Here is a 21,935-nt window from a genome sequence, read left to right on the forward strand (position 1 = left end):
GCGCCGCGCGACAACAGGAGCTGCCGGTGTCCCCAGTCGAGGTGGAAGCCGTCCAGGCCGACGCCGTGCACCTGGAGGCCTTGCGGCAGGCCCGCGCCCGGTGGCGCACCGCGGTCGCCGAGGTGCTGGCGAAGAGCCGGCGGGACGTCCCGGAGGGCGCCGAACCTGAGCGGCTGCTCGACTCACCCACCTACGAGGACTTCCCGGTGCGGGCGCTCTACACCGCACTCGACGCGCTGCGGGAGGCACCGCTGCCGGGGGAGTGGCCGTTCGTCCGGGGCGCCGACCGCGACCGCGACGTGCTGGCCGGCTGGAAGGTCGCCGAGGAGTTCCCCGCCCCGGGCTCGGACAACGACCCGGCCGAGGGCAACGCGGCGATACTCGACGCACTGGTCAACGGGGTGAGCGCGCTGGTGCTGCGGGTGGGAGGCACGGGAATCGCGGCCGGCGAACTGGACCGCTGGCTGGAGGGCGTCTACCTGGAACTGGCCCCGGTGCTGCTGGATGCCGGTGCGCAGTTCACAGCCGCCGCCGCGGCCGTCACGGGGCTGGTGGCCGGGGCCGATGACGCCCGCCGTGCGCGGATGTCGATCGACCTCGGCGCGGACCCGCTGACCGCCGCGATCAGCGGGCGGCCCGCAGCCGCGCTCGACGAGGTGGTCCGGGTCGCTTCCGCGATCGGCGGAAAGCCGGGAATCCGGGCTATCACCGTGGACGGCCCGGCCTTCCACAACCGCGGCGCCGGCGCGAGCTGGGAGCTGGCCGGCGTGCTCGCGGCAGCCACCGAGTACCTCAGGCTGCTCACCGCCGGCGGCATCGGCGTCCCGGAGGCGCTGGGGCAGATCAGCTTCCGGCTGGCCGCCGATGACGACCAGTTCATGACGATCGCCAAATTCCGCGCCGCCCGGCAACTCTGGGGCCGGGTTGCCGAGGTGCTGGGTCACCCAGGCAGCGGAGCGGCCCGGCTGCACGCGGTCACCTCGAGGCCGATGATGACCCAGCGGGACCCCTGGGTGAACATGCTGCGCACGACGGTCGCGGCCTTCGGCGCCGGAGTGGGTGGCGCCGACACTGTCGAGGTTCTGGCTTTCGACACGGCAATCCCCGGCGGGCTGCCCGGTTCTGCAGCCGGATTCGCCCGCCGGATCGCGCGCAATACCCAACTGCTACTGCTCGAAGAGTCCCACATCGGGCGGGTCCGCGATCCGGCGGCCGGCTCGTGGTACGTCGAGGATCTCACCGAAACCCTTGCCGCACAGGCCTGGTCGCATTTCCAGGACGTCGAGGCGCGTGGGGGGTACCGGCAGGCCCTCGATTACCTCATCGGTCGCATCGACGCCGTCGCCACCCGTCGCGCCGACGACATCGCCCACCGGCGCATCGCGATCACCGGGGTGAACGAATTCCCGAATCTCGCTGAAGCGGCGCTGCCGCAGTCGGGTTCGCCGACACCGGAGGTGCGCCGATACGCGGCGGACTTCGAAGCGCTGCGCGACCGATCCGACGCGCACCTGCACCGGACGGGGTGCCGGCCCAGGGTCCTGCTGCTGCCGCTGGGGCCGTTGGCCGAGAACAACATCCGAACCACGTTCGCGGCCAACCTGCTGGCGGCCGGTGGTATCGAGGCGGTCGATCCGGGGACCGTCCGGCCGGACGGGCTCGCGGAGGCCGTGCGCGACGCCGGCTGTGCCGTCGCGGTGATCTGCGGGACCGATGCGCGTTACGCCGCCGAAGCCGCCGGAGTCCTCACCGCTGCCCGCGCGGCCGGGGTGGGTCGGATCTATCTCGCCGGAACCGGGAAAGCCGTCGCCGACCAGCCCGCCGAAGCCCGCCCGGACGGTCATCTGGCGGCGGGTATCGACGCGGTTGAGGCACTGTCGGCCCTGCTGGACCGGTTGGGGGCCTGACGATGACGGCCGCGGTGGTCCCCAGCTTCGCCGGCATTCCACTTCGTGGCTCCGCGCCGGCCCCGGCGCCGGACGCGGCCGGGGCCAGGGCTCTGGTCGAGGCAGCCGCCACGGCGCACGGGTATGCCCCCGAGCAGCTGGACTGGATCACGCCGGAGGGCATCCTCGTCAAACCGGTCTACATCGGAGCCGACCGGGACGCGGCGGTGGCGGCCGGCTACCCGCTGGACTCGTTCCCCGGCGAGCCGCCGTTCATCCGCGGGCCGTATCCGACGATGTACGTCAACCAGCCGTGGACGATCCGCCAGTACGCGGGCTTCTCCACCGCGGCGGACTCCAACGCCTTCTACCGCCGCAACCTGGCCGCCGGGCAGAAGGGCCTGTCGGTCGCCTTCGACCTGGCCACCCACCGCGGCTACGACTCCGATCACCCGCGGGTGCAGGGCGACGTCGGCATGGCGGGGGTGGCGATCGACTCGATCCTGGACATGCGGCAACTCTTCGACGGCATCGACCTGGGGGCGGTGTCGGTGTCGATGACCATGAACGGCGCGGTACTGCCGATCCTGGCGCTGTACGTGGTTGCCGCCGAGGAGCAGGGCGTGGCGCCGGAGAAGCTGGCCGGAACCATCCAGAACGACATCCTCAAAGAGTTCATGGTCCGCAACACCTACATCTATCCGCCCAAGCCCTCCATGCGGATCATCTCCGACATCTTCGGTTACACCAGCGCGAAGATGCCGAAATTCAACTCCATCTCGATCTCCGGCTATCACATCCAAGAAGCAGGCGCCACAGCGGATCTCGAGCTGGCCTACACCCTGGCCGACGGGGTGGACTACATCAAGGCGGGCCTCGCCGCCGGACTGGACATCGACACCTTCGCTCCCCGGCTTTCCTTCTTCTGGGGCATCGGGATGAACTTCTTCATGGAGGTGGCCAAACTGCGGGCCGGCCGCCTGCTGTGGAGTGAGCTGGTCGCCGGGTTCGGCGCCACGCGCGCGAAATCGCTGTCGCTGCGGACGCATTCGCAGACCTCCGGCTGGTCGCTGACCGCCCAGGACCCGTTCAACAACGTCGCACGCACCTGTATCGAAGCGATGGCCGCCACCCAGGGCCATACCCAGTCCCTGCACACCAACGCCCTCGACGAGGCGCTCGCACTGCCCACGGACTTCTCCGCGCGCATCGCACGCAACACCCAGTTGCTGCTTGCGCAGGAGTCCGGCACGACCCGGCCGATCGACCCGTGGGGCGGCTCGTACTACCTGGAGTGGCTGACCCACGAACTGGCGCATCGGGCCCGCGCGCACATCGCGGAGGTCACCGAGCGCGGGGGAATGGCGCAGGCCATCAGTGACGGCATCCCGAAGCTTCGTATCGAGGAGGCGGCCGCGCGGACCCAGGCCCGCATCGACTCCGGCCAGCAGCCGGTCATCGGGGTCAACAAGTATCTGGTGGACGACGATCCCGACATCGACGTGCTCAAGGTCGACAACAGCCGGGTGCGCGCCGAGCAACTGGCGAAGTTGGGTCAGTTGCGCTCCGAACGGGACGAGGCCGCCGTCACCGCGGCGCTGGCCGACCTGACCCGCGCCGCCGGGACGCAGGGCCGCGCCGGCCCGGACGGGCTGGGAAACAATCTGATGGCCCTGGCCATCGAGGCAGCCCGCGCCAAAGCCACCGTCGGCGAGATATCCGACGCGCTGGAGAAGGTCTACGGTCGGCACCAGGCCGAGATCCGGACGATCTCCGGGGTGTACCGCGACGAAGTGCGTGCAGGAGGCAGCATCACTGGATTAACGGAGGCCACCCGACTGGTGGAGAAGTTCGCCGAGGCCGACGGCCGCCGGCCCCGCATCCTGGTGGCAAAGATGGGCCAGGACGGACACGACCGGGGACAGAAGGTGATCGCCACCGCCTTCGCCGACATCGGGTTCGACGTCGACGTCGGCTCACTGTTCTCCACTCCGCAGGAGGTCGCCCGGCAGGCCGCCGACAACGATGTCCACGTGGTCGGGGTGTCCTCGCTGGCGGCCGGCCATCTGACCCTGGTCCCGGCGCTGCGCGACGCGCTGGCCGAGGTCGGGCGTCCGGACATCATGATCGTCGTCGGCGGGGTGATCCCCCCCGGCGACTTCGACGAGCTCTACTCAGCAGGCGCAGCGGCCATCTATCCGCCCGGCACGGTCATCGCCGAGGCGGCGGTCAGCCTGATGCACAAGCTCGCCGATCGGCTCGGTTACACGCTGAGCTGATGAACTCCGAGGAGGCGGGCCCAGAGTTGCCGGGAGGCAACGACATCCCGGCGCTGGCAGAGGCGGTCCGCGGCGGCGATCGTTCCGCCCTGGCACGGGCGATCACGCTGGTGGAGTCGACCCGCGCCGATCATCGTGAGCAGGCGCAGCGACTGCTGATGACCCTGATGCACAGTGCCGGTTCGGCGCTGCACGTGGGTATCACCGGGGTTCCCGGTGTGGGTAAGTCGACGGCCATCGAGGCGCTCGGCATGTATCTCATCGAACACGGCCACCGAGTCGCGGTTCTCGCGGTCGACCCGTCGTCGACCCGCACCGGCGGATCCATCCTCGGCGACAAAACCCGGATGGCGAGACTGGCGGTTCACCCCGACGCCTACATCCGCCCGTCGCCGACCTCGGGAACGCTCGGCGGGGTGGCCAGGGCGACCCGGGAGACGATCGTGCTGCTGGAGGCGGCGGGATTCGACGTGATCCTGGTGGAGACGGTGGGAGTGGGGCAGTCCGAGGTCGCGGTGTCCAACATGGTCGACACCTTCGTGTTCCTCACCCTCGCCCGTACCGGTGACCAGCTTCAGGGCATCAAGAAGGGAGTGCTCGAACTGGCCGATGTGGTGGTGGTCAACAAGGCTGACGGCGCCCACGCCGTCGAGGCGCAGGCGGCGGCCCGGGAACTGGCCGCCGCCATCAGGCTGATCCACCCGGCCGAAACGCTCTGGCGCCCGCCGGTGCTGACCATGAGCGCGCTGGAGGGAGCAGGACTGGAGGAACTGTGGCGGACCGTGCTGCGGCACCGGGACATCCTGACTGCAGCCGGCGAGTTCGACGCCAGACGGCGCGCCCAGCAGGTGGACTGGACGTGGGCAATGGTCCGCGACGCGGTGCTCGACCGGGTGCTGACCAGCCCGGGGGTCAGGGCGATCCGAGCCGACGTGGAACGGCGGGTGCGCGACGGTGAGCTCACCCCCGCCCTCGCCGCCCAGGCCATCCTCCACGCCGCGGGTAGTTAACGTTTCAACAACGATCCCGGCGCCCGGAGCCGCGAAGAATGTAGTTTGGCTATGTGATCCAGGCCACGGCCGGTAACACTCTCGACCTGCCGCACGGCGTGCAGGGCGCGGCCGATGCGAGCTTCGCCTGCGCGGTGCGCGGGTTCGCCGCGTTGTTTCCCCATCCCCGGTTAGGCGGCGGTGCGCTGTCGGTGTACCTCGACGGCCGGCCGGTGGTGGATGTGTGGACCGGCTTCGCCGACCGGCGGGGACGGCGGCACTGGACCGCCGACACCGCGCCGATGGTCTTCTCGGCGACCAAGGGGGTGGCCTCGACGGTCATCCACCGGCTGGCCGACCGTGGCCTGATCGACTACGACGCCCCGGTGGCCGAATACTGGCCGGAGTTCAGCGCCAACGGAAAATCGCAGATCACCGTGCGGGAGGTGATGCGCCACCGGGCCGGCCTGTCGCACCTGCGCGGGGTGCGCAAGCGCGAACTGCTCGACCACCGGCACATGGAGGCGCGCATCGCCGCGGCACCGGTGGGACGTCACTTCGGCAAATCGGCCTACCACGCCCTCACCTATGGATGGCTGCTCTCCGGGCTGGCGCGGGCGGTCACCGGGTCCGGTATGCGCTCGCTGATGCGCACCGAGGTGGCCAAGCCGCTCGACACCGACGGCATCCACCTCGGACGTCCGCCGGCCGGCGCCCCGACGCAGGTCGCCCGGTTCATCGGGTCCCAGCTGAACGTCCCCAACCCGGTGTTCAACGCGCTGGCGCCCGCAGTCGCCGGCTTCGAGCTGTCCGCGGCGTTCGGCTCCATGTACTTTCCTGGCGCCAAATCCGTTGTCCAGCGCGACATTCCACTGCTCGACACCGAACTTCCGTCGGCCAACGGGGTGATCACGGCCCGCGGACTCGCCCGGATGTACGGGGCGATCGCCAACGGCGGCGTCATCGACGGTCAGCGCTACCTGTCATCCGAGCGGGTCGCCATGCTCACCGGCCGCCGCACCATCAAGCCGGACCGCAACCTGATCGTGCCGCTGGCGTTCCACCTCGGATTCCACGGGCTTGCCGTCCCGGGCGTGCTGCCCGGATTCGGGCACGTCGGGCTGTGCGGGTCGTTCGGCTGGGCCATCCCGGAGGAGGGGCTGGCGTTCGCGCTCGTGCACAACCGGCTTTTGACGCCGTTCATCGTCTCCGACCAGGCCGGTTTCGTGGGGACCGCGGCGCTGGTCCGGCTGGGTGCGGCCGCCGCGCGCAAGCATGGTTGCGCGCCGGTGGGTCGGTTCGGAGCCGGTTTCGGCTCGTCGTGCGCAAGCGCGGCAGCCGGTTAGCAGCGGCCCCGGCCGGGTCTGCCGGGCCCGAATCGGGGCCTCCGGGAGCTCGTTTTCAGCCCTGAGCTGATCGCGACACGCCGGATCAAGCACCTGAATAGGGGTGATCTGGCTAACACCCAGCAAAACGGTACGGGCCGATTCCTTTTGTGGGCACCGCGTGCGTTGATGGCGCACTCGGGGCTGCCGGGCGCTTTTTTGGGCGCAAAGTCGCGCTTTTATGAATAGTTGCCCGAGATTCTCTCAGGCGACGTTTGCTTCGGTGGCTGCGAGGCTTTCCGGACGAGGCAAAAGACACTGGACAAATGACGCCCCAGAACTCCGGGATGAAACATTCTTGGCTTCTCCTCAGGTGTCTCAGCAAAATCTCAGCTTGTTTGCCAGCTACCTGACCGAAGTTGCGAGCTGGCTGGTCAAAGCTGGCCGGAGTCGGACTGGCAACGTAACGCCTATTCTCAGGTGCGCTTCTCATCGGCAGACTCTGAGATGTCGGCCGCTACCTCTCGGGGGGGCGGCCGGCGGCCTGATGGCGACATTTACCGAGATGAATCGGTCCGGGGATTCGAGTTATTTTTTGATGTTTGCTGAGATGAGTAAGAGACAAAAGTTACGCTATTTTCGGGAATATTCCGACGGCAACATCGAAGCGGACGCGTTTCGGGGGGCCGCCGGCCGTGGTCCGGCAAAGCGTCCCGGATCGTTAAAAACCCTCTGTAATGCAGGTATGCCGGTCGCACTGATCCTTGCCGGGGGCAGAGAAGGAGGCTGCGGGGGGCTCCGCGGTGCTCTACCCAGCTAACCGATGGGGCGACCGGGGGGTTGATCTTCGCGTGGGCTGAATTTCGAACTTTGTAGCTTGCGTGTGATCAAACTCAAACTGGCTTTTCTGACCCTTATCAGCATATGCTTAGGAACGCACTGGCAACTTTGAGACGAGCGGCGCCCACTCCGGGCCTGCCACCGCGGCTCACAAGACGACGGTGCGGCGTGAAACAAACTGCCCCCGCATTACGAGAACCGAGGTGTGCACCAAGTGTCCGGACCGTCTGTTACCCCGATCGCGATCGTTGGTATGGCGTGCCGGCTTCCGGGCGGCATCGACTCGCCCCGCAAGCTGTGGGAATCGCTGCTCAACGCCGAGGACCTCGTCACCGAGGTGCCGGCCGACCGATGGGACGCCGAGCAGTACTACGACCCGGAGAAGGGTGTCCCGGGCCGGTCGGTCTCCAAGTGGGGCGCCTTCATCGACGACGTCACGGGTTTCGACCCGGAGTTCTTCGGGATAAGCGAGCGCGAGGCGACCGCCATCGATCCGCAGCATCGGATGTTGATGGAGGTCGGCTGGGAGGCGGTCGAGCATGCCGGAATGACCCCGGCCTCCATGTCGGGCACGGCCACCGGGGTGTTCCTCGGAATGTCGCACGACGACTACGTGACCGTCACCGGCGAGGCCGGCGCCTTCGACCAGGCCTACGCCTATACCGGCACGCCGTTCAGCATGGCCTCCGGGCGTATCTCCCATTCGATGGGTCTGCTGGGGCCGTCGCTGACCACCGACACCGCCTGCTCCTCCAGCCTGATCGCGGTGCACCAGGCCTGCCGCAGCCTGCACCAGGGCGAGAGCGACATGGCACTGGCCGGCGGGATCATGCTCATCCTGCATCCCTACAACCACTCCTCGGCGTCCGGCCAGGGGATGCTCTCGCCGACCGGCCGCTGCCATTCCTTCGACGTCGCTGCCGACGGGTTCGTCCGGGCCGAGGCCTGCGGCATCGTTCTGCTCAAGCGCCTCGAGGACGCGCAGCGCGATGGGGATCGCATCCTGGCCGTCATCAAGGGCACGGCGTCGAACCAGGACGGCCGCACCCGGAACATCCTGACCCCGTCCAAAGACGCCCAGGTCGCCGTCTACCGATCGGCGCTGGCAGCAGCGGGAGTCGACGCGGCGACGGTGGGCATGGTTGAAGCGCACGGCACCGGCACGCCGGTGGGCGACGGCATCGAGTACGCCAGCGTCTCCACCGTCTACGGCACCGACGGACGCTGTGCGCTCACCTCGGTGAAGAGCAACCTCGGCCACGCCGAATCCGCGGCCGGCGTGCTCGGCCTGATGAAGGCGGCGCTGTCGGTTCACCACGGTGTGATCCCGCAGAACCTGCACTTCCACCAGTTGCCGGATCGGATGGCGGCTGTCGGGTCGAACCTGTTCGTTCCGACCGAGGCATGCGCATGGCCGGTTGACGGCCCGCGAAGGGCGGCGGTGTCGTCCTACGGCATGTCCGGTACCAACGCCCACGCGATCATCGAGCAGGCCCCGCAGGGCACCGTCGCCGACGCTGGTGAGACCGCGGCCGGCGCCGCCGGTCTGCTGGTGTTCCCGATCTCCTCGACGTCGCCCCAGGAGCTGCGACGGAGTTCGCAGCGGGTGGCCGACTGGGTGAAGGACTCCGGCGACGGCGTCGGGCTGTCCGACCTTGCCTACACGCTGGGTTGCCGGCGCGGCTTCCGCCCGGTGAGGGCGGCGGCCGTGGCGTGCACCAGGGCCGAGCTCATCGAGCAGCTCGAGGCCATCGCCGAGGGGGACAGCGCCTATCAGGCGGCCGTGGGCCACGACGATCGCGGGCCGGTCTGGGTGTTCTCCGGTCAGGGTTCGCAGTGGGCGTCGATGGGCGCTGCGCTGCTCACCGGCGAACCGGCCTTCGCTGCCGCTATCGCCGAGATCGAGCCGCTGATCGCCGAGCTGTCGGGCTTCTCGGTGACCGAGGCACTGCTGGCCCCGGAAACGGTCAGCGGGATCGAGCGGATCCAGCCGACCATATTTGCCATGCAGGTCGCGATGGCCGAGGCGATGAAGAGCCGCGGCGTGCGCCCGGGTGCGGTCATCGGGCACTCCATGGGCGAGGCCGCCGCCGCCGTCGTCGCCGGCGCGCTGTCGCTGGCCGACGGCGTCAAGGTCATCTGCCATCGCTCGCTGTTGTGCCGGCGCCTGACCGGCGGCGGCGCGATGGCCGCCGTCGAATTGCCGTCCCAGCAGGTCCGGGAGGAACTGGACCGCCAGGGCATCGAGGACGTCGTGGTCGCGGTGATCGCATCTCCGACGTCCACGGTGATCGGGGGCACGCCGCAGACCGTTCGCGACCTTGTCGCCGAGTGGGAGCAGCGTGACGTCATGGCCCGTGAGGTGGCCGTCGAGGTCGCCTCGCACTCCCCGCACGTCGAGCCGGTCTGCGACGAGTTGGCGGAAAAGCTCGCCGGCATCACCCCGCAGACGCCGCACGTGCCGTACTACTCGGCGACCCGGTTCGATCCGCGTGAACAGCCCCACTGCGACGCCGACTACTGGGTGGAGAACCTCCGGCACACCGTCCGGTTCTCCGCGGCGGTGCAGACGGCGCTGGAGGACGGTTTCCGGGTGTTCGCCGAACTGTCCCCGCATCCGCTGCTGGTCCGTGCCATCGACCAGGTCGCGTCCGTCATGGAGGTCCCGGTGGCCGCCGTCGCCGCCATGCGCCGCGAGCAGGACATGCCGCACGGCCTGGCCGATCTCGTCGCCGATCTCTACGCCGCCGGGGCGGCCGTGGACTTCACCGCGGGACGCACCCCGGGCCGACTGGTCGACGCTCCGCTGCCGACCTGGACCCACCGCGATCTCGTTCTCAAACCCCGGCCGGTCTCCGAGGGTGCCGGCGTGCACCTCGTCGCGGCCCATCCGCTGCTCGGCTCGCACGTGCGTCTGCTCGAGGAGCCCGTGCGCCACGTCTGGCAGGCGCGGATCGGCACCGCCACGCTGCCGTGGCTTGCCGACTACCGGATGGACTCCACTCCGGCCGTGCCGGCTGCCGCCTTCTGTGAGATGGCCCTCGCTGCCGCCCGCACCACTCTGGGCGATGCTGTCGAGATTCGCGACCTGCGTTGCGAGACCATGTCGCTGGAGAGCGAAACATCGCTGACCGCAACGGCTTCCGTGCACGCGCCCGGCACTCTCGACTTCCTGGTCGAAACCGATGACGACGGCCGCCGCCGGCGCCGGGCGAGTGCGGTGCTGAGCACGTTTGACTCCGGCGACGAGCGCTCCGGCTATGACCTCGACGTCCTGCTGGCCGGCCATCCGCTCCGCGCCGACGGCGGCGAGATCCGCCAGTGGTATCAGGCCCGCGGAGTTGAGCACGGACCGGCGTTCACGGGTCTGCGCGAGGTCAACGCAGCCGAAGACGGCACCGTGCTCGCCGAGATCAGCCTGCCCAGCGCGATCCGCGGCGAGCAGAGCGCGTACGGCGTTCACCCGGTGACCCTCGACACCTGCTTCCAGTCGGTCGCCGCCCATCCCGGCGTGCAGAGTGCCGCCATCGGTGGCCCGTTGCTGCCACTGGGCGCGCGCCGGATCCGCGCCTATGGGCCGGCGGCCAAGGCCCGCTACTGCCTGACCCGGGTCGTCTCAGCGGACGCCTCGGGAGTTGAGGCCGACCTGCACGTGCTCGACGAGAACGGGGCGTTCCTGCTCGAGGTTGAGGGACTGTCGCTGGGAACCGTTGTGTCCCAGAGTGATCGGGTGCTCGCCGAACGGCTGATGTCCGTCCGGTGGCGCCTGCAACAGCTGCCCGAACTCAGCGAGACCGTCAATGCAGGCACCTACCTGCTGATCAGCACCTCGGATTCCAGTGACTTCCTGGCCTCCGAGCTCACCGATGCGCTCAAGCTCAGTCACGCCGATGTGACCACGATGTCGTGGCCGCAGGTGTCCGACCACGCGGCGAACGCCGGGCGACTGGCCTCCTATCTGGGCGAGGGCGCCTTCGGCAACATCGTCGTCGTCGCCGCGCCACGCAATGGAGTCGCGGCCGAACACCTGGCTCAGCGCGGGGCGGACCATGTCAGTCACCTGGTGCGAATCACCCGGGAATTGGCCGGCGCCGAGGTCGAGCCTCCGCGGCTGTACGTTCTGACCCGCGGCGCGCAGCCGGTTCTGGCCGACGAGCGGCCCAACCTCGAGCAGGCCGGCCTGCGTGGCCTGGTCCGGGTGATCGGTGCCGAGCACCCGCACCTGAGGCCCACGCTGGTCGACGTCGACGACGCCACCTGCGGTAAGTCGGTGGCCCACCAGTTGCTGCTCGACTGCCCGCAGGACGAGACCGCGTTCCGCAACGACGACTGGTACACCGCTCACCTCGAGCCGAGCCCGCTGCGTCCGGAAGAGCGCCACAGCACCGTGGTCAGCCATGACCGCGATGGCATGCGACTGGAGATCCGGTCACCCGGTGACCTGGAGACCCTGGAGCTGACCGCGGTCGAGCGGCTGACTCCGGGACCCGGCCAGATCGAGGTGGCGGTCACCGCGTCTAGCCTCAATTTCTCCGATGTACTGGTCGCGATGGGGCGCTACCCGGGCGAGGACGGCACACGCAGCCTCGGCCTGGACTTCGCCGGCGTCGTCACCGCGGTCGGCCCCGAGGTGACCGGCCACAAGGTCGGCGACCGGGTCGGCGGGATGTCGCCGAACGGATGCTGGGGAACGTTCGTGACCTGTGACGCCGACCTTGCCGTGTCGCTGCCGGCCGGTTTGCGCGACGACCAGGCCGCGGCGGTGTCGACCGCCGCCGCGACGGCTTGGTACGGCCTGCAGGAACTGGCCCGGATCAAGACCGGCGACAAGGTTCTGATCCACTCCGCGACCGGTGGGGTGGGTCAGGCCGCGATCGCCGTCGCGCGCCTGGCAGGTGCCGAGATCTACGCCACGGCGGGCACCGAGGAACGGCGCGACCTGCTGGGGCGCATGGGAATCCGGCACGTCTACGACTCGCGGAGTCTGGACTTCGCCGATCAGATCAGACACGACACCGACGGCTACGGCGTCGACATCGTGCTGAACTCCCTGACCGGCGCCGCTCAGCGGGCCGGGATCGAGTTGCTCGCCTCCGGCGGCCGGTTCGTCGAGATCGGCAAGAAGGACATCTACGAGGACAGCCGGATGGGACTCTTCCCGTTCCGTCGCAACCTGTCCTTCTACGGTGTCGACCTCGAGCTGATGTGCTCGACGCACCCGGCTCAGGTCGGCGAACTGCTCGAGACGGTCTACCGGCTCACCGCGGAGGGGGCGCTGCCGCGGCCGGAGACCACGCACTACCCGCTGGCCGAAGCGGCCACCGCGATCTGGACGATGAGCGAGGCCGAACACACCGGCAAGCTGATCCTGTCCGTTCCGCGGACCGGTCACAGCACGGTGGTGGTTCCCCCAGAGCAGGCGACGGTGTTCCGCGGCGACGGCGCTTACGTCGTCACCGGCGGTCTGGGCGGGCTGGGCCTGTTCCTGGCCGGCAAGATGTCGGCGGCCGGCGCCGGCCGGATCATCCTGAACTCCCGGTCGGAGCCCAAACCGGCTGCCTGTGAGGAGATTGCGCGGATGCGTGCGGCGGGAACCGAGGTCGAGGTCGTCACCGGCGATATCGCCGATGCGGAGACCGTCGACCGGTTGGTGGCCGAGGCCACGGCGACCGGCCTGCCGGTGCGTGGCGTGTTGCACGCGGCCGCCGTGGTCGAGGACGCGATGCTGTCCAACATCACCGACGACCTCGTGCAGCGGGACTGGGCGCCCAAGGTGTACGGGGCTTGGCATCTGCACCACGCCACCACAACCCAGCCGCTGGACTGGTTCTGCTCGTTCTCCTCGGCGGCCGCTCTGCTGGGTTCGCCCGGCCAGGGCGCGTACGCGGCGGCCAACAGCTGGCTCGACGGGTTCACCCAGTGGCGCCGGGCCCAGGGCCTGCCCGCGAATGCGGTGGCCTGGGCGGCGTGGGACGAGATCGGCGCGGGCCGGCACCTGGCCGCGTCCGGCGACACCACGATGATCGACCCCGAGGACGGCGCCCGCGCGTTCGAGGCGTTGCTGAGGCACGACCGGGCGCTCACCGGCTACGTGCCGGTCACCGGCTCGCCCTGGCTGACCAACTTGGCTCGGCGCAGTCCGTTCGCCGAGGCCTTCGCGGGCACGGCTTCCTCCTCCGGCGCAGCCGGTGGTGTGCTCACCGAGCTGAAGACCCTGGCCCGGTCGGAGTGGCCCACCAGGGTGCGCCGGCTGGTGACCGAGCAGATCAGCCTGATCCTGCGCAGGCAGGTCGACCCCGACCGGCCGATCTCCGAGTACGGACTGGACTCACTGGGCAACCTCGAGTTGCGCACCCGGCTGGAGACCGAGACCGGGGTCCGGGTCAGGTCGATGGACATCACCACCGCCCGCGCCCTGGCCGACGGCCTGTGTGAGACGCTGGCCGGAACGCTCTGACTCTGAGCCTCCGGACCTCGTAGGAAGCACGTGCAGTGGTTGCGCTAACGGCACTCGACGACTGGGTTGACGCGCCCGGTTCGGTGGTGACGTGGAGTCCGTCGCCGGGTTGCCTGGAGAAGGTCCGAGGGGCTCCGGTGGTGGACGTTCCCGCGAGCTACCAGCAGGAACAGCACATCCGGACCTACCGGCGGCACCAGGGCAACGGCCTGGAGATGGCCAGGCTGATGGTTCCGGCCTGGAACATCCCCGGCCGGTGCGACGTGCGGGCCATGACCTTCGTAATCAATTCCTACCTGCGCCGGCACGACACCTACCAGAGCTGGTTCGAGTTCGACGGGGACCGGGTGGTCCGGCACGCCATGGTCGACCCGACCGACATCCAGTTCGTCGCGACCGGCCACGGCGAGATGAACTCGGCCCAGTGGCGCGAGCTGATCCTCGACACGCCGAGTCCGCTGCAATGGGACTGTTTCCGATTCGGAGTGATCCAGCGGTCCGATCACTTCACCTTCTATGCCAGCATCGATCACGTTCACGCCGACGCGATGGTCGTCGTCGGACTGTTCACCGAGATTCACGTCAACTACCTCGCGCTGGTGGAAGGGCAGCCGCCGGTCCGGCTGCCGGAGGCGGGTAAGTACCTCGACTACTGCGTGCGTCAGCAGCAGTCCGCATCAGAGCTGACTCTCGAGTCGCCTGACGTCGTCGAGTGGATCGACTTCCTGAGGCGCAACGACGGCACGCTGCCGAAATTCCGCCTGCCCCTAGGTGATCCGAATGTGCGCTGCATGGGTGACATGATCACCGTCACGCTGATGGACGCTCATGACAGCGACCGGTTCGAGTCCGTCTGCGCCCAGGCGGGCGTGCGGTTCATCGGCGGGGTGTTCGCGTGTGCGGCGATCGCCGAGCGCGAACTGGCCGGAGCGGACACCTACCAGGTCATCACGCCGACGACCACGCGCAGCACGCCGGCGGAGTTCATGACAACCGGATGGTTCACCGGAATCGTGCCGATCTCGGTACCGGTGGCCGGAATGTCGTTCGCCTCGGTAGCCCGGGCCGCCCAGGAGGCGTTCGACTCCGGTATGCACCTGGCCAACGTCCCGATCGAGCGGGTTTTCGAGCTGGCCGAATCGGTGCCGGGTATCCGAACCCCCGAACCCGGGGTGCCGATGCTGTCCTACATCGACATCGGCCTGCCGCCGCTGAATCCGGTGACCATGGGCCAGTGGCAGGAGCGCAGCGGCACGCTGTTCACCGACCTCGGCGCGGCTAACCAGATCGGCATGTGGGTGAGCCGCAGCGGCAACGGGACCACCATCACGGTGGCATACCCGGATAATCCGGAGGCGAGAGAGTCGGTCGCCCAGTACGTCGGGGCGATGAAGATGGTCTTCCTGCGCGCCGCGGAAGGCCGGGCCGATTCGCTCTCCTCACCGCGGATCCCCAGGGCGACGGCATGATGGTCGCCGGTTCGACGACGGTTGCGACGCGCCCGGAGTCCAATCTGCTGTCCTTCAACGACCAGGGCCTGTTCCTCACCTTCAGGGCGACCGATCAGGAATCCATCATGCAGGCCGCCTGGATCTACGAGCACCCGCTGGACTACGACGGTCTGCGGCGGTTCCATGACAACTTCGGCTACGGGGTGGCCGGTCGCCGGATCGAGCGGTCGGTGTTGCCGTTCGGACGTCATCGCTGGGTGTCTTCGCCCGGTCCCGCGATGGGCCTGGAGACCTCGCCGCCGCGGGACCGTTCGGAACTGACCGACTGGCTCGACGAGCGGGCCCAGTTGCCGGTGGACCCGGAGTGGGGCCCGGGCTGGCGCATCGGAGTGCTCCCGATGACGGACGGTTCGACCGCTGTCACCCTGACCGGCTCGCACGGACTGGGCGACGGGATCGCCGCTGCCATCCAGATCGTTCAGGCAGTCCTGGGTATCCGGACCGACCTGGGGTACCCGCCGCCGCATTCCCGGACCCGCTCCCGGGCGGTCATCGCCGATCTGCGTCAGGCGATGCGTGACCTGCCCGAAACCCTGCGGGCCCTGATCGCATTGGTGAAACTGCTTGGCGGCCGGCAGAAGCAGAAGCCACCCGCCGTGGCGGCGGCGCCGGCCGCCGGGGACCCGCATGAGAACGTGATGCTGCCCTCCGTCTTCGCGACGCTGGATCTGGCCGAATGGGATGCCGCGGCGGCCCGGCTGGGAGGCAACGGGCATTCCCTGCTGGCGGGTTTCGCCGCCCGGCTCGCCCGGCGGCTGGGGCGGGTTGATCCCGACGACGGATCGGTGACGCTGCTGATCCCGATCAGCGAACGCGACTCGTTGCAGGACGACCGCGCGAACGCGGTGACTATGGCCCGTACAAAAGTCGATCCCGACGGTATCGAGCGGGATCTCGCCACCGCGCGTTCGGCGATGCGCGAGGGAGTCGAACGGGCCCGCCGGGAGCCCGATCAACTCGCCGAGTTGACCGCCCTGGTGCCGTGGGTGCCGCGGAGGGCGGCGAAGGGCCTGGCCGATGCTGCCTTCGGATTCACCGCCGACCTGCCGGTGTTCTGCTCGAACGTCGGGGATCTGCCCCCGGACATGCTCCGGGCGGACGGCACCGAGGCGGAGTACCTCTTCATCCGTGGGATCGACCGCCGGGTGACCAGGGGAGCCCTTGAGCGGCGAAGCGGACTTCTCACCGTCATGGCGGGCCGGGTTGCGGGCCGGGTCGTCATGTCGGTGATCTCCTACCAGCCCGGTGGAGTGAACACCAAGGCGCACCTGCGCGACGCCGTCGCCGATGCGCTGGGCGACTACGGTCTGCGGGCCCGGATCGAGTCCTGATGGGCGCACACGATCGGGGCCGAGTCGACTACTTCGACCAGACCGGGGTGGAGCTGTTGCGTGCCACCGGCCGCGGACAGCTGCTCCAAGGGGTCTGGATCTACGAGCATCCGGTGGACACCGACGCCCTGTGCCGGTTCCACGAGAACCTCGGCTCCGGACTGCTCGGTCGACTGATAGAGCGGTCACCGCTGCCCTTCGGGCGGGCCCGCTGGGTGGCCAAGCGCGGTCCGCACGCACCGATGATCATCGAGGAGAAGGCAAGGCCCCGTGCGGAAGTGATGGCCTGGGCCGACGAGCTGGCGATGCGCCCGATAGACCCGGAGCGGGGACCTGGCTGGCTGCTCGGTGTGCTTGCGCTCACCGACGGGGCGACCGCTGTGAGCCTGGTGTGTTCGCATTGTCTGGTGGACGGAGGCGGCTCGATGCTCGCCGTATGGGATGCCGTCGCCGGCCGCCGCCGCGATTTCGGGTACCCGCTCCCGGCGGCACGCACACCGGTGGCGGCCGTCCGGGAGGATCTGTGGAGCAGTGTGCTGGAGTTACCGCGACTGCTCTCCGCTGTGACTGACGTCGCCGGCCACGCTCTGCGCAGCAGGCGAAGTCCCAAGCCGCGCGCGCGGCCGGCTGAGCCGCCCGGCGAAATCGCCGCCGATGACCGCGTGGTGGTGATCCCCTCGGTGGCGGCATTCGTCGACATCGCTTCCTGGGATGCGAAGGCGGAAGCACTGGGAGCCAACACCTTTTCCCTTTTCGCCGGTTTCACCGCCAAGATCGCAGAGCACCTGGGGCGCCGGCGCCGGTCGGACGGAACGGTGACGCTGGTCATCGCGGGGAGTAATCGCGAAGGCCTCGACGATGACCGGGCATTGGCGATGTCGTTCGCCACGGTGTGCGTCGATCCCGGTGGACTGGCCGACGATCTGACCGAGGCGCGAACGGCGATCCGAGTGGCGCGGGAGAGGGCGAAAGCCGAGCCGGATCCGTCGATGTCGCTGCTGCCGATAGTGCCGTGGTTCCCGAAGCGGATGGCGCGCGCCTTCGTGGCCCAGATGTTCGCCTACGACGAGGCCCTGCCCGTCTCGTGTTCGAACATGGGCGACCTGCCGTCGGAGATAGCCCGGCCCGACGGGACCGCCGCCGAGTACTTCTTCGCCCGTTCGGTGGACCAGAAGGTGACCTTGCGGGATCTGAAGCGGTCCAATGGAACTCTGGTGGTGGTGTCCGGCCGGATCGACGGCCGCGTCTTCATCGCGGTGGAGGCCTACCAGCTCGACGCGCAGAACTCGGTGGAGCGGTTGCGCGACGTTATTTCCAAGACCCTGGCCGATTTCGGGCTCGACGGAGTGATCATCTAGCGGCGAACCACAGGGTGGCGCTGCCGAGCAGAATCTGGATGACGCCCACCACGGCCACCACGGCCGCGACCTGTTGGCGCGTGCGTGACATGATCCAGCCCTGGAACCGCTGGATCTGTGTGCCGGTCCGCGTCGGGCTGACCATGAAGGACACCAGGGGAATCACGACGAACACGTTTCCGAGCAGCAGGAAAGTGAGCAGCGCGGCGACCTGTTCGAGCGGTGACGCACCCGATGAGCCGATGACGATGATCACCGCCAGGTAGTCCACCGACGGCAGGCCCAGGCTCATGCCGAGTACGAAGGCCAGCCAGGGTGAGCGGCCCTTGCGCAGCAGTGCCCGGCCACGCTCGGCGAACTTGTCCATCGCCCGCGTCTGACCCGATTCGGTGGTCGACGGCTCCGCATCCGGCTTGCGCCAGGGCCGGTTCCACGCGGCCAGGCCGGCGGCGATCACGGTGACGGCCCCGATGATGATCTGCGCTCGCGCACCATTGGCCCGGTCGGCGCCAAGCGGAGTCTGGTGGAACACGAACAACACCAGCAAGCCCGCGATGAGGCCGGTGAGAAAGCAGCCGAGGAACAGGGCGACGAGCTGGGCGATCGGGCGCGGCCTGGTCAGCATCAGGGTGACGGCGGTCGGCCGGGCCGGTTCGAAGTTCACCGCAGCGGAGAGCACCAGGACGGAAGTCCACATGGGCGCCAAGCCTAGCCGGGCGTCAGCCCGGTGACGCGGTGCCTGATGGCGTCAGCCCGGTGACGCGGTGCCTGATGGCGTCAGCCCGGTGACGCGGTGCCCACGGGCTCGGCGGCCTCCTGATGGTGCTCACGCCGGGAGTGCGGTGCCGGTTGCCATTTCGACGGCCACCAGTTCGCCTTGCCGACCAGGACCGCGGTGGCCGGCACGGTGACGGTGCGGACCAGGAAGGTGTCCAGCAGAATGCCCATCCCGATGATGAATCCCATCTGCACAAGGGTGGTGATGGTTGAGAACTGCAGGCCCAGCATGGAGGCCGCGAAGATCAGGCCGGCGGCGGTGATCACCCCGCCGGTCTGAGTGACGGTCCGGATCACCCCCGAGCGGATGCCGACCGGAGACTCGTCCCGAATCCGCGAGATCAGCAGCAGATTGTAGTCCGCGCCGACGGCCACCAGGATGATGAAGGTGAGCCCCGGGATGCTCCAGTGCAACTGCTGACCAAGTCCGTACTGGAAGAACAGCACCCCGAGCCCGAGAGCAGACAGATACGAAAGTATAACGGAGACAATGAGATACAGAGGGGCGACCAGCGCACGCAGCAGGATGATGAGAATGGCGAGGACCACCAGGATGGTCGTCGTGATGATCAGTCGCAGATCACGGTAGTAGTAGTCGCGGACGTCACGGAGAGTGACCGAGAAACCGGTCATCGAGATCGAGGCGTCGGCCAGGGCGGTGTTGGGCTGAGCCGCCCTCGCGGTGGCGATGATCGCGTTGACCTGATCCATCGCTTCGGCGCTGAACGGGTTCAGCTTGGTCTGCACCAGGTACCTGACAGTGTGGCCGTCAGGTGAGATGAAGAGGGCTGCGGCCTTGCGGAACTCGTCGCCGGTGAGGATCTGCGACGGGACATAGAAGCCCGCCATCGACGGGGTGTTCGCGTTGTTCTTCATTCCCAGCAGGAACATCGACGCCTCGTCCAGGCCGGCGCCGAGTTTCTTGGTCTGGTCCACGAGCAACTGCACGCCGTCGGCCACCTTGCGGCTGCCGTCGGCAAGGGTGTCGACGCCCTGCTGCAACTGCGCCAGCTGCGACTCGAGGTTGGCCGGGCTGCTTATCCCTGCCGCCTGTAGGGCCTGAGTCACCGAATTCAGCGCCGCTCCGATGTCGTTCGTCGTCGAGCCCAGAGTCTGGTTGCCCTGAATCGCCTGCAGTTGCCGGCCGAGCTCGGCGATTCGGTCGAAGGCGCCGTTGTTGCGTGCGTCGGCCGCCTGTTGCAACTGGCTGCGGCTGGAGACGCAGGCCGGGTCCGCGTCGCAGACCGGACTGGTGTTCAGGGCGTTGAGGACCGGATCGATGTTCTGGCTGAAGATGGTTGCCGCGTCGGCGATGTTCACTCCGATGTTGTCACCGAGTGCGTGGATGGCGTTGAGCAGTTTGTTGGCGGTGTCGAATTCCCTGATGACCTGGCCGCCGCCGAACTGGTTCTGCATCTGGGTCAGAGCAGCGACAAGGCCGCTGACCGTGCCGATCGCCTGGCCGAGTTGGCCGCGGACCGCGCCGAGCACATCGGCGATCTGGTTTGAGCCGGCCGCGAGCATGTTCAGTTCCGAGGTGTTGTCGTTGATGAGCCCGGACGCCTGGCCGAGCCGGCTGCCGACCTCGCCGGCCTGGAACGACAACCGGGCCTGCTCCAGCGATTCGCCGGTCGGCCGGGTTATCCCGCGGACGATCTCGACGTCCGGTAACTGGCTCACCCGGTTGGCCATCTGCTCCATGTCGGCCAGGGCTTTGGAACTGCGCAGGTCTTGGGGCGAGTTGATCAAAATGTATTGCGGCAGGCTCGCGTTGACCGAGAAGTGCTGCGCGATCGCGTCGTATCCGCGAATGCTTTCGGTCGTGGGTGGGAGGGCCTTGCGGTCGTCGTAGTTGTAGTGCGCCAGCGCCGCCGTTCCGGCCAGGGCGGCCAGGATGATCAGGGATCCGATCAGGTGGATGGCGGGTCTGCGGACGATGCGGATGCCTGATCGCTTCCAGAACCGGCTGGTGAGATCGCGCCGTGGCTTGACCCAGCCACGCCGGCCGGCGAGCACCAGCAATGCCGGCAGGAACGTCAGAGCGCCGGCGCAGCCCACGCAGATGGCGGTCGCCAGCGCGATACCGACGGTGGAGAACACCGTCAGCTTGGTGAAGATCATGCCGAGGAAGGTCACTGCCACGGTCGCCGCGGAGGCGGTGATGACCTTGCCGACCGACCCGAGCGCATGACGGACTGCTGAGTCGGAGTCACAGCCTGAGCGCAGATAGTCGTGATAGCGGCTGACCAGGAACACCGCGTAATCCGTTCCCGCACCGGCCATCATCGCGGTGAGCAGGACAATGGTCTGGTTGGAGATGCTCAGCCCGGCGGTTCCCATACCGGCGACGACACCCTGGGCGGCGACCAGCGACACCCCGATGGTGATCAGCGGCAGCAGCATCGTGAGCGGATTCCGGTAGATCATCAGCAGGATTGCGAGCAGGGCTATGACCGTCGCCAATTCGATGCGCACCTGGTCGCGCTCGCCGACGTCCTGCAGGTCGTTGAACGTCCCGGCGGGTCCCGTGGTGTAGGCGGTCACCGGGGTGCCGGCGATCGTTTCCCTGACCTTGGTGATCACCCGTTTGGTGGCTTCGGTGGCCTGCGGGGTGCCAGGGTCCCCGACGATGTTCACCGGCAGCAGCCATGCCTTGCCGTCCTTGCTGGCCAGGACTTCGCGAAGCACGGGCGTGGTGACGAAATCCTGGATCGCGGCTACATCCTGGGTGTCGGCGCGGAGCTTGACCGCGAGGTCCCGGTACACCGATTCGTCGCTCGGCGACAGCCCGCCGTCGCTGGTGATGACGACCAGCAGGATGTTGTCCGAGCCCGCCTCTTTGAATGCCTCGGTGACCTGTCTGGAACTGACCAGCGAGGGGGCGTCGGCCGGCAGGATCGAAGCCGGGGCTTTCTGGGCCAGGACGTTCAATGGCGGGAACGCCTGGGTGAGTCCGGCGGCCACCCCGATCCAGGCCGCGATGACCAGCCAGGGCCACCTGACCACTACCCGGCCGATCCAGCCGAAAACACCGCCACCGGCCCCGGCGGCGGTGTCCGCATCTGCCGGGAGGCGGTGCTGAGCCACCTGCCCATGGTACTGACCTGCGCCGGAACTACCTGGAAGCCGCGATACACTCAACCCGGCGCCGATCCGGCCATCACCGGGGAGCCTTCGGAAGA

Annotated in this window: 10 protein-coding genes; 8 read left to right on the forward strand and 2 right to left on the reverse strand. The window is 68.5% G+C overall.

What is annotated here, in order from left to right; genetic code table 11:
* The first annotated feature begins 26 nt into the window (after window positions 1-26).
* From mutA to ACKOQ4_RS12185, 8 genes are all read left to right on the forward strand, one after another.
* On the forward strand, window positions 27-1,907 hold the full coding sequence (mutA, locus tag ACKOQ4_RS12150) for a methylmalonyl-CoA mutase small subunit (RefSeq protein ID WP_526292126.1): 1,881 nt from the start codon (window positions 27-29) through the stop codon (window positions 1,905-1,907).
* A gap of 2 nt (window positions 1,908-1,909) precedes the next feature.
* Window positions 1,910-4,165: a methylmalonyl-CoA mutase gene (scpA, locus tag ACKOQ4_RS12155; RefSeq protein WP_526292128.1), complete on the forward strand. Its 2,256-nt coding sequence runs from the start codon at window positions 1,910-1,912 to the stop codon at window positions 4,163-4,165.
* On the forward strand, window positions 4,165-5,175 hold the full coding sequence (gene meaB / locus ACKOQ4_RS12160) for a methylmalonyl Co-A mutase-associated GTPase MeaB (RefSeq protein ID WP_526292130.1): 1,011 nt from the start codon (window positions 4,165-4,167) through the stop codon (window positions 5,173-5,175). Before scpA ends, meaB begins: the two co-directional genes overlap by 1 nt.
* Before the next feature lie 53 nt (window positions 5,176-5,228).
* Window positions 5,229-6,500 carry an esterase/beta-lactamase LipL gene (gene lipL, locus ACKOQ4_RS12165; RefSeq protein WP_526292132.1) on the forward strand — a complete coding sequence of 424 codons (1,272 nt, stop codon included), beginning with the start codon at window positions 5,229-5,231 and terminating at the stop codon, window positions 6,498-6,500.
* A gap of 1,033 nt (window positions 6,501-7,533) precedes the next feature.
* Window positions 7,534-13,776: a sulfolipid-1 biosynthesis phthioceranic/hydroxyphthioceranic acid synthase gene (pks2, locus tag ACKOQ4_RS12170; protein WP_526292134.1), complete on the forward strand. Its 6,243-nt coding sequence runs from the start codon at window positions 7,534-7,536 to the stop codon at window positions 13,774-13,776.
* A 35-nt stretch (window positions 13,777-13,811) separates the two neighbouring features.
* On the forward strand, window positions 13,812-15,245 hold the full coding sequence (locus tag ACKOQ4_RS12175; protein WP_526292136.1) for a condensation domain-containing protein: 1,434 nt from the start codon (window positions 13,812-13,814) through the stop codon (window positions 15,243-15,245).
* Window positions 15,242-16,618, forward strand: a complete 1,377-nt coding sequence (locus ACKOQ4_RS12180) for a hypothetical protein (protein ID WP_526292138.1) — start codon at window positions 15,242-15,244, stop codon at window positions 16,616-16,618. Before ACKOQ4_RS12175 ends, ACKOQ4_RS12180 begins: the two co-directional genes overlap by 4 nt.
* The gene (locus tag ACKOQ4_RS12185; protein ID WP_526292140.1) at window positions 16,618-17,976 is read left to right on the forward strand and encodes a hypothetical protein; all 1,359 of its coding nucleotides are present in this window, start codon (window positions 16,618-16,620) and stop codon (window positions 17,974-17,976) included. Before ACKOQ4_RS12180 ends, ACKOQ4_RS12185 begins: the two co-directional genes overlap by 1 nt.
* Here ACKOQ4_RS12185 and ACKOQ4_RS12190 read toward each other — a convergent pair.
* Both ACKOQ4_RS12190 and ACKOQ4_RS12195 read right to left on the reverse strand, forming a co-directional pair.
* Window positions 17,969-18,673, reverse strand: a complete 705-nt coding sequence (locus tag ACKOQ4_RS12190) for a GAP family protein (RefSeq protein WP_526292142.1) — start codon at window positions 18,671-18,673, stop codon at window positions 17,969-17,971. The two genes, ACKOQ4_RS12185 and ACKOQ4_RS12190, sit on opposite strands and share 8 nt — an antisense overlap.
* A gap of 80 nt (window positions 18,674-18,753) precedes the next feature.
* Entirely contained in the window at window positions 18,754-21,840 is a 3,087-nt protein-coding gene (locus ACKOQ4_RS12195) for an MMPL/RND family transporter (RefSeq protein ID WP_526292144.1), read from the reverse strand.
* Window positions 21,841-21,935 lie beyond the last annotated feature (95 nt).

The organism is Mycobacterium sp. (genome assembly GCF_046095365.1).
GTDB lineage: Bacteria > Actinomycetota > Actinomycetes > Mycobacteriales > Mycobacteriaceae > Mycobacterium.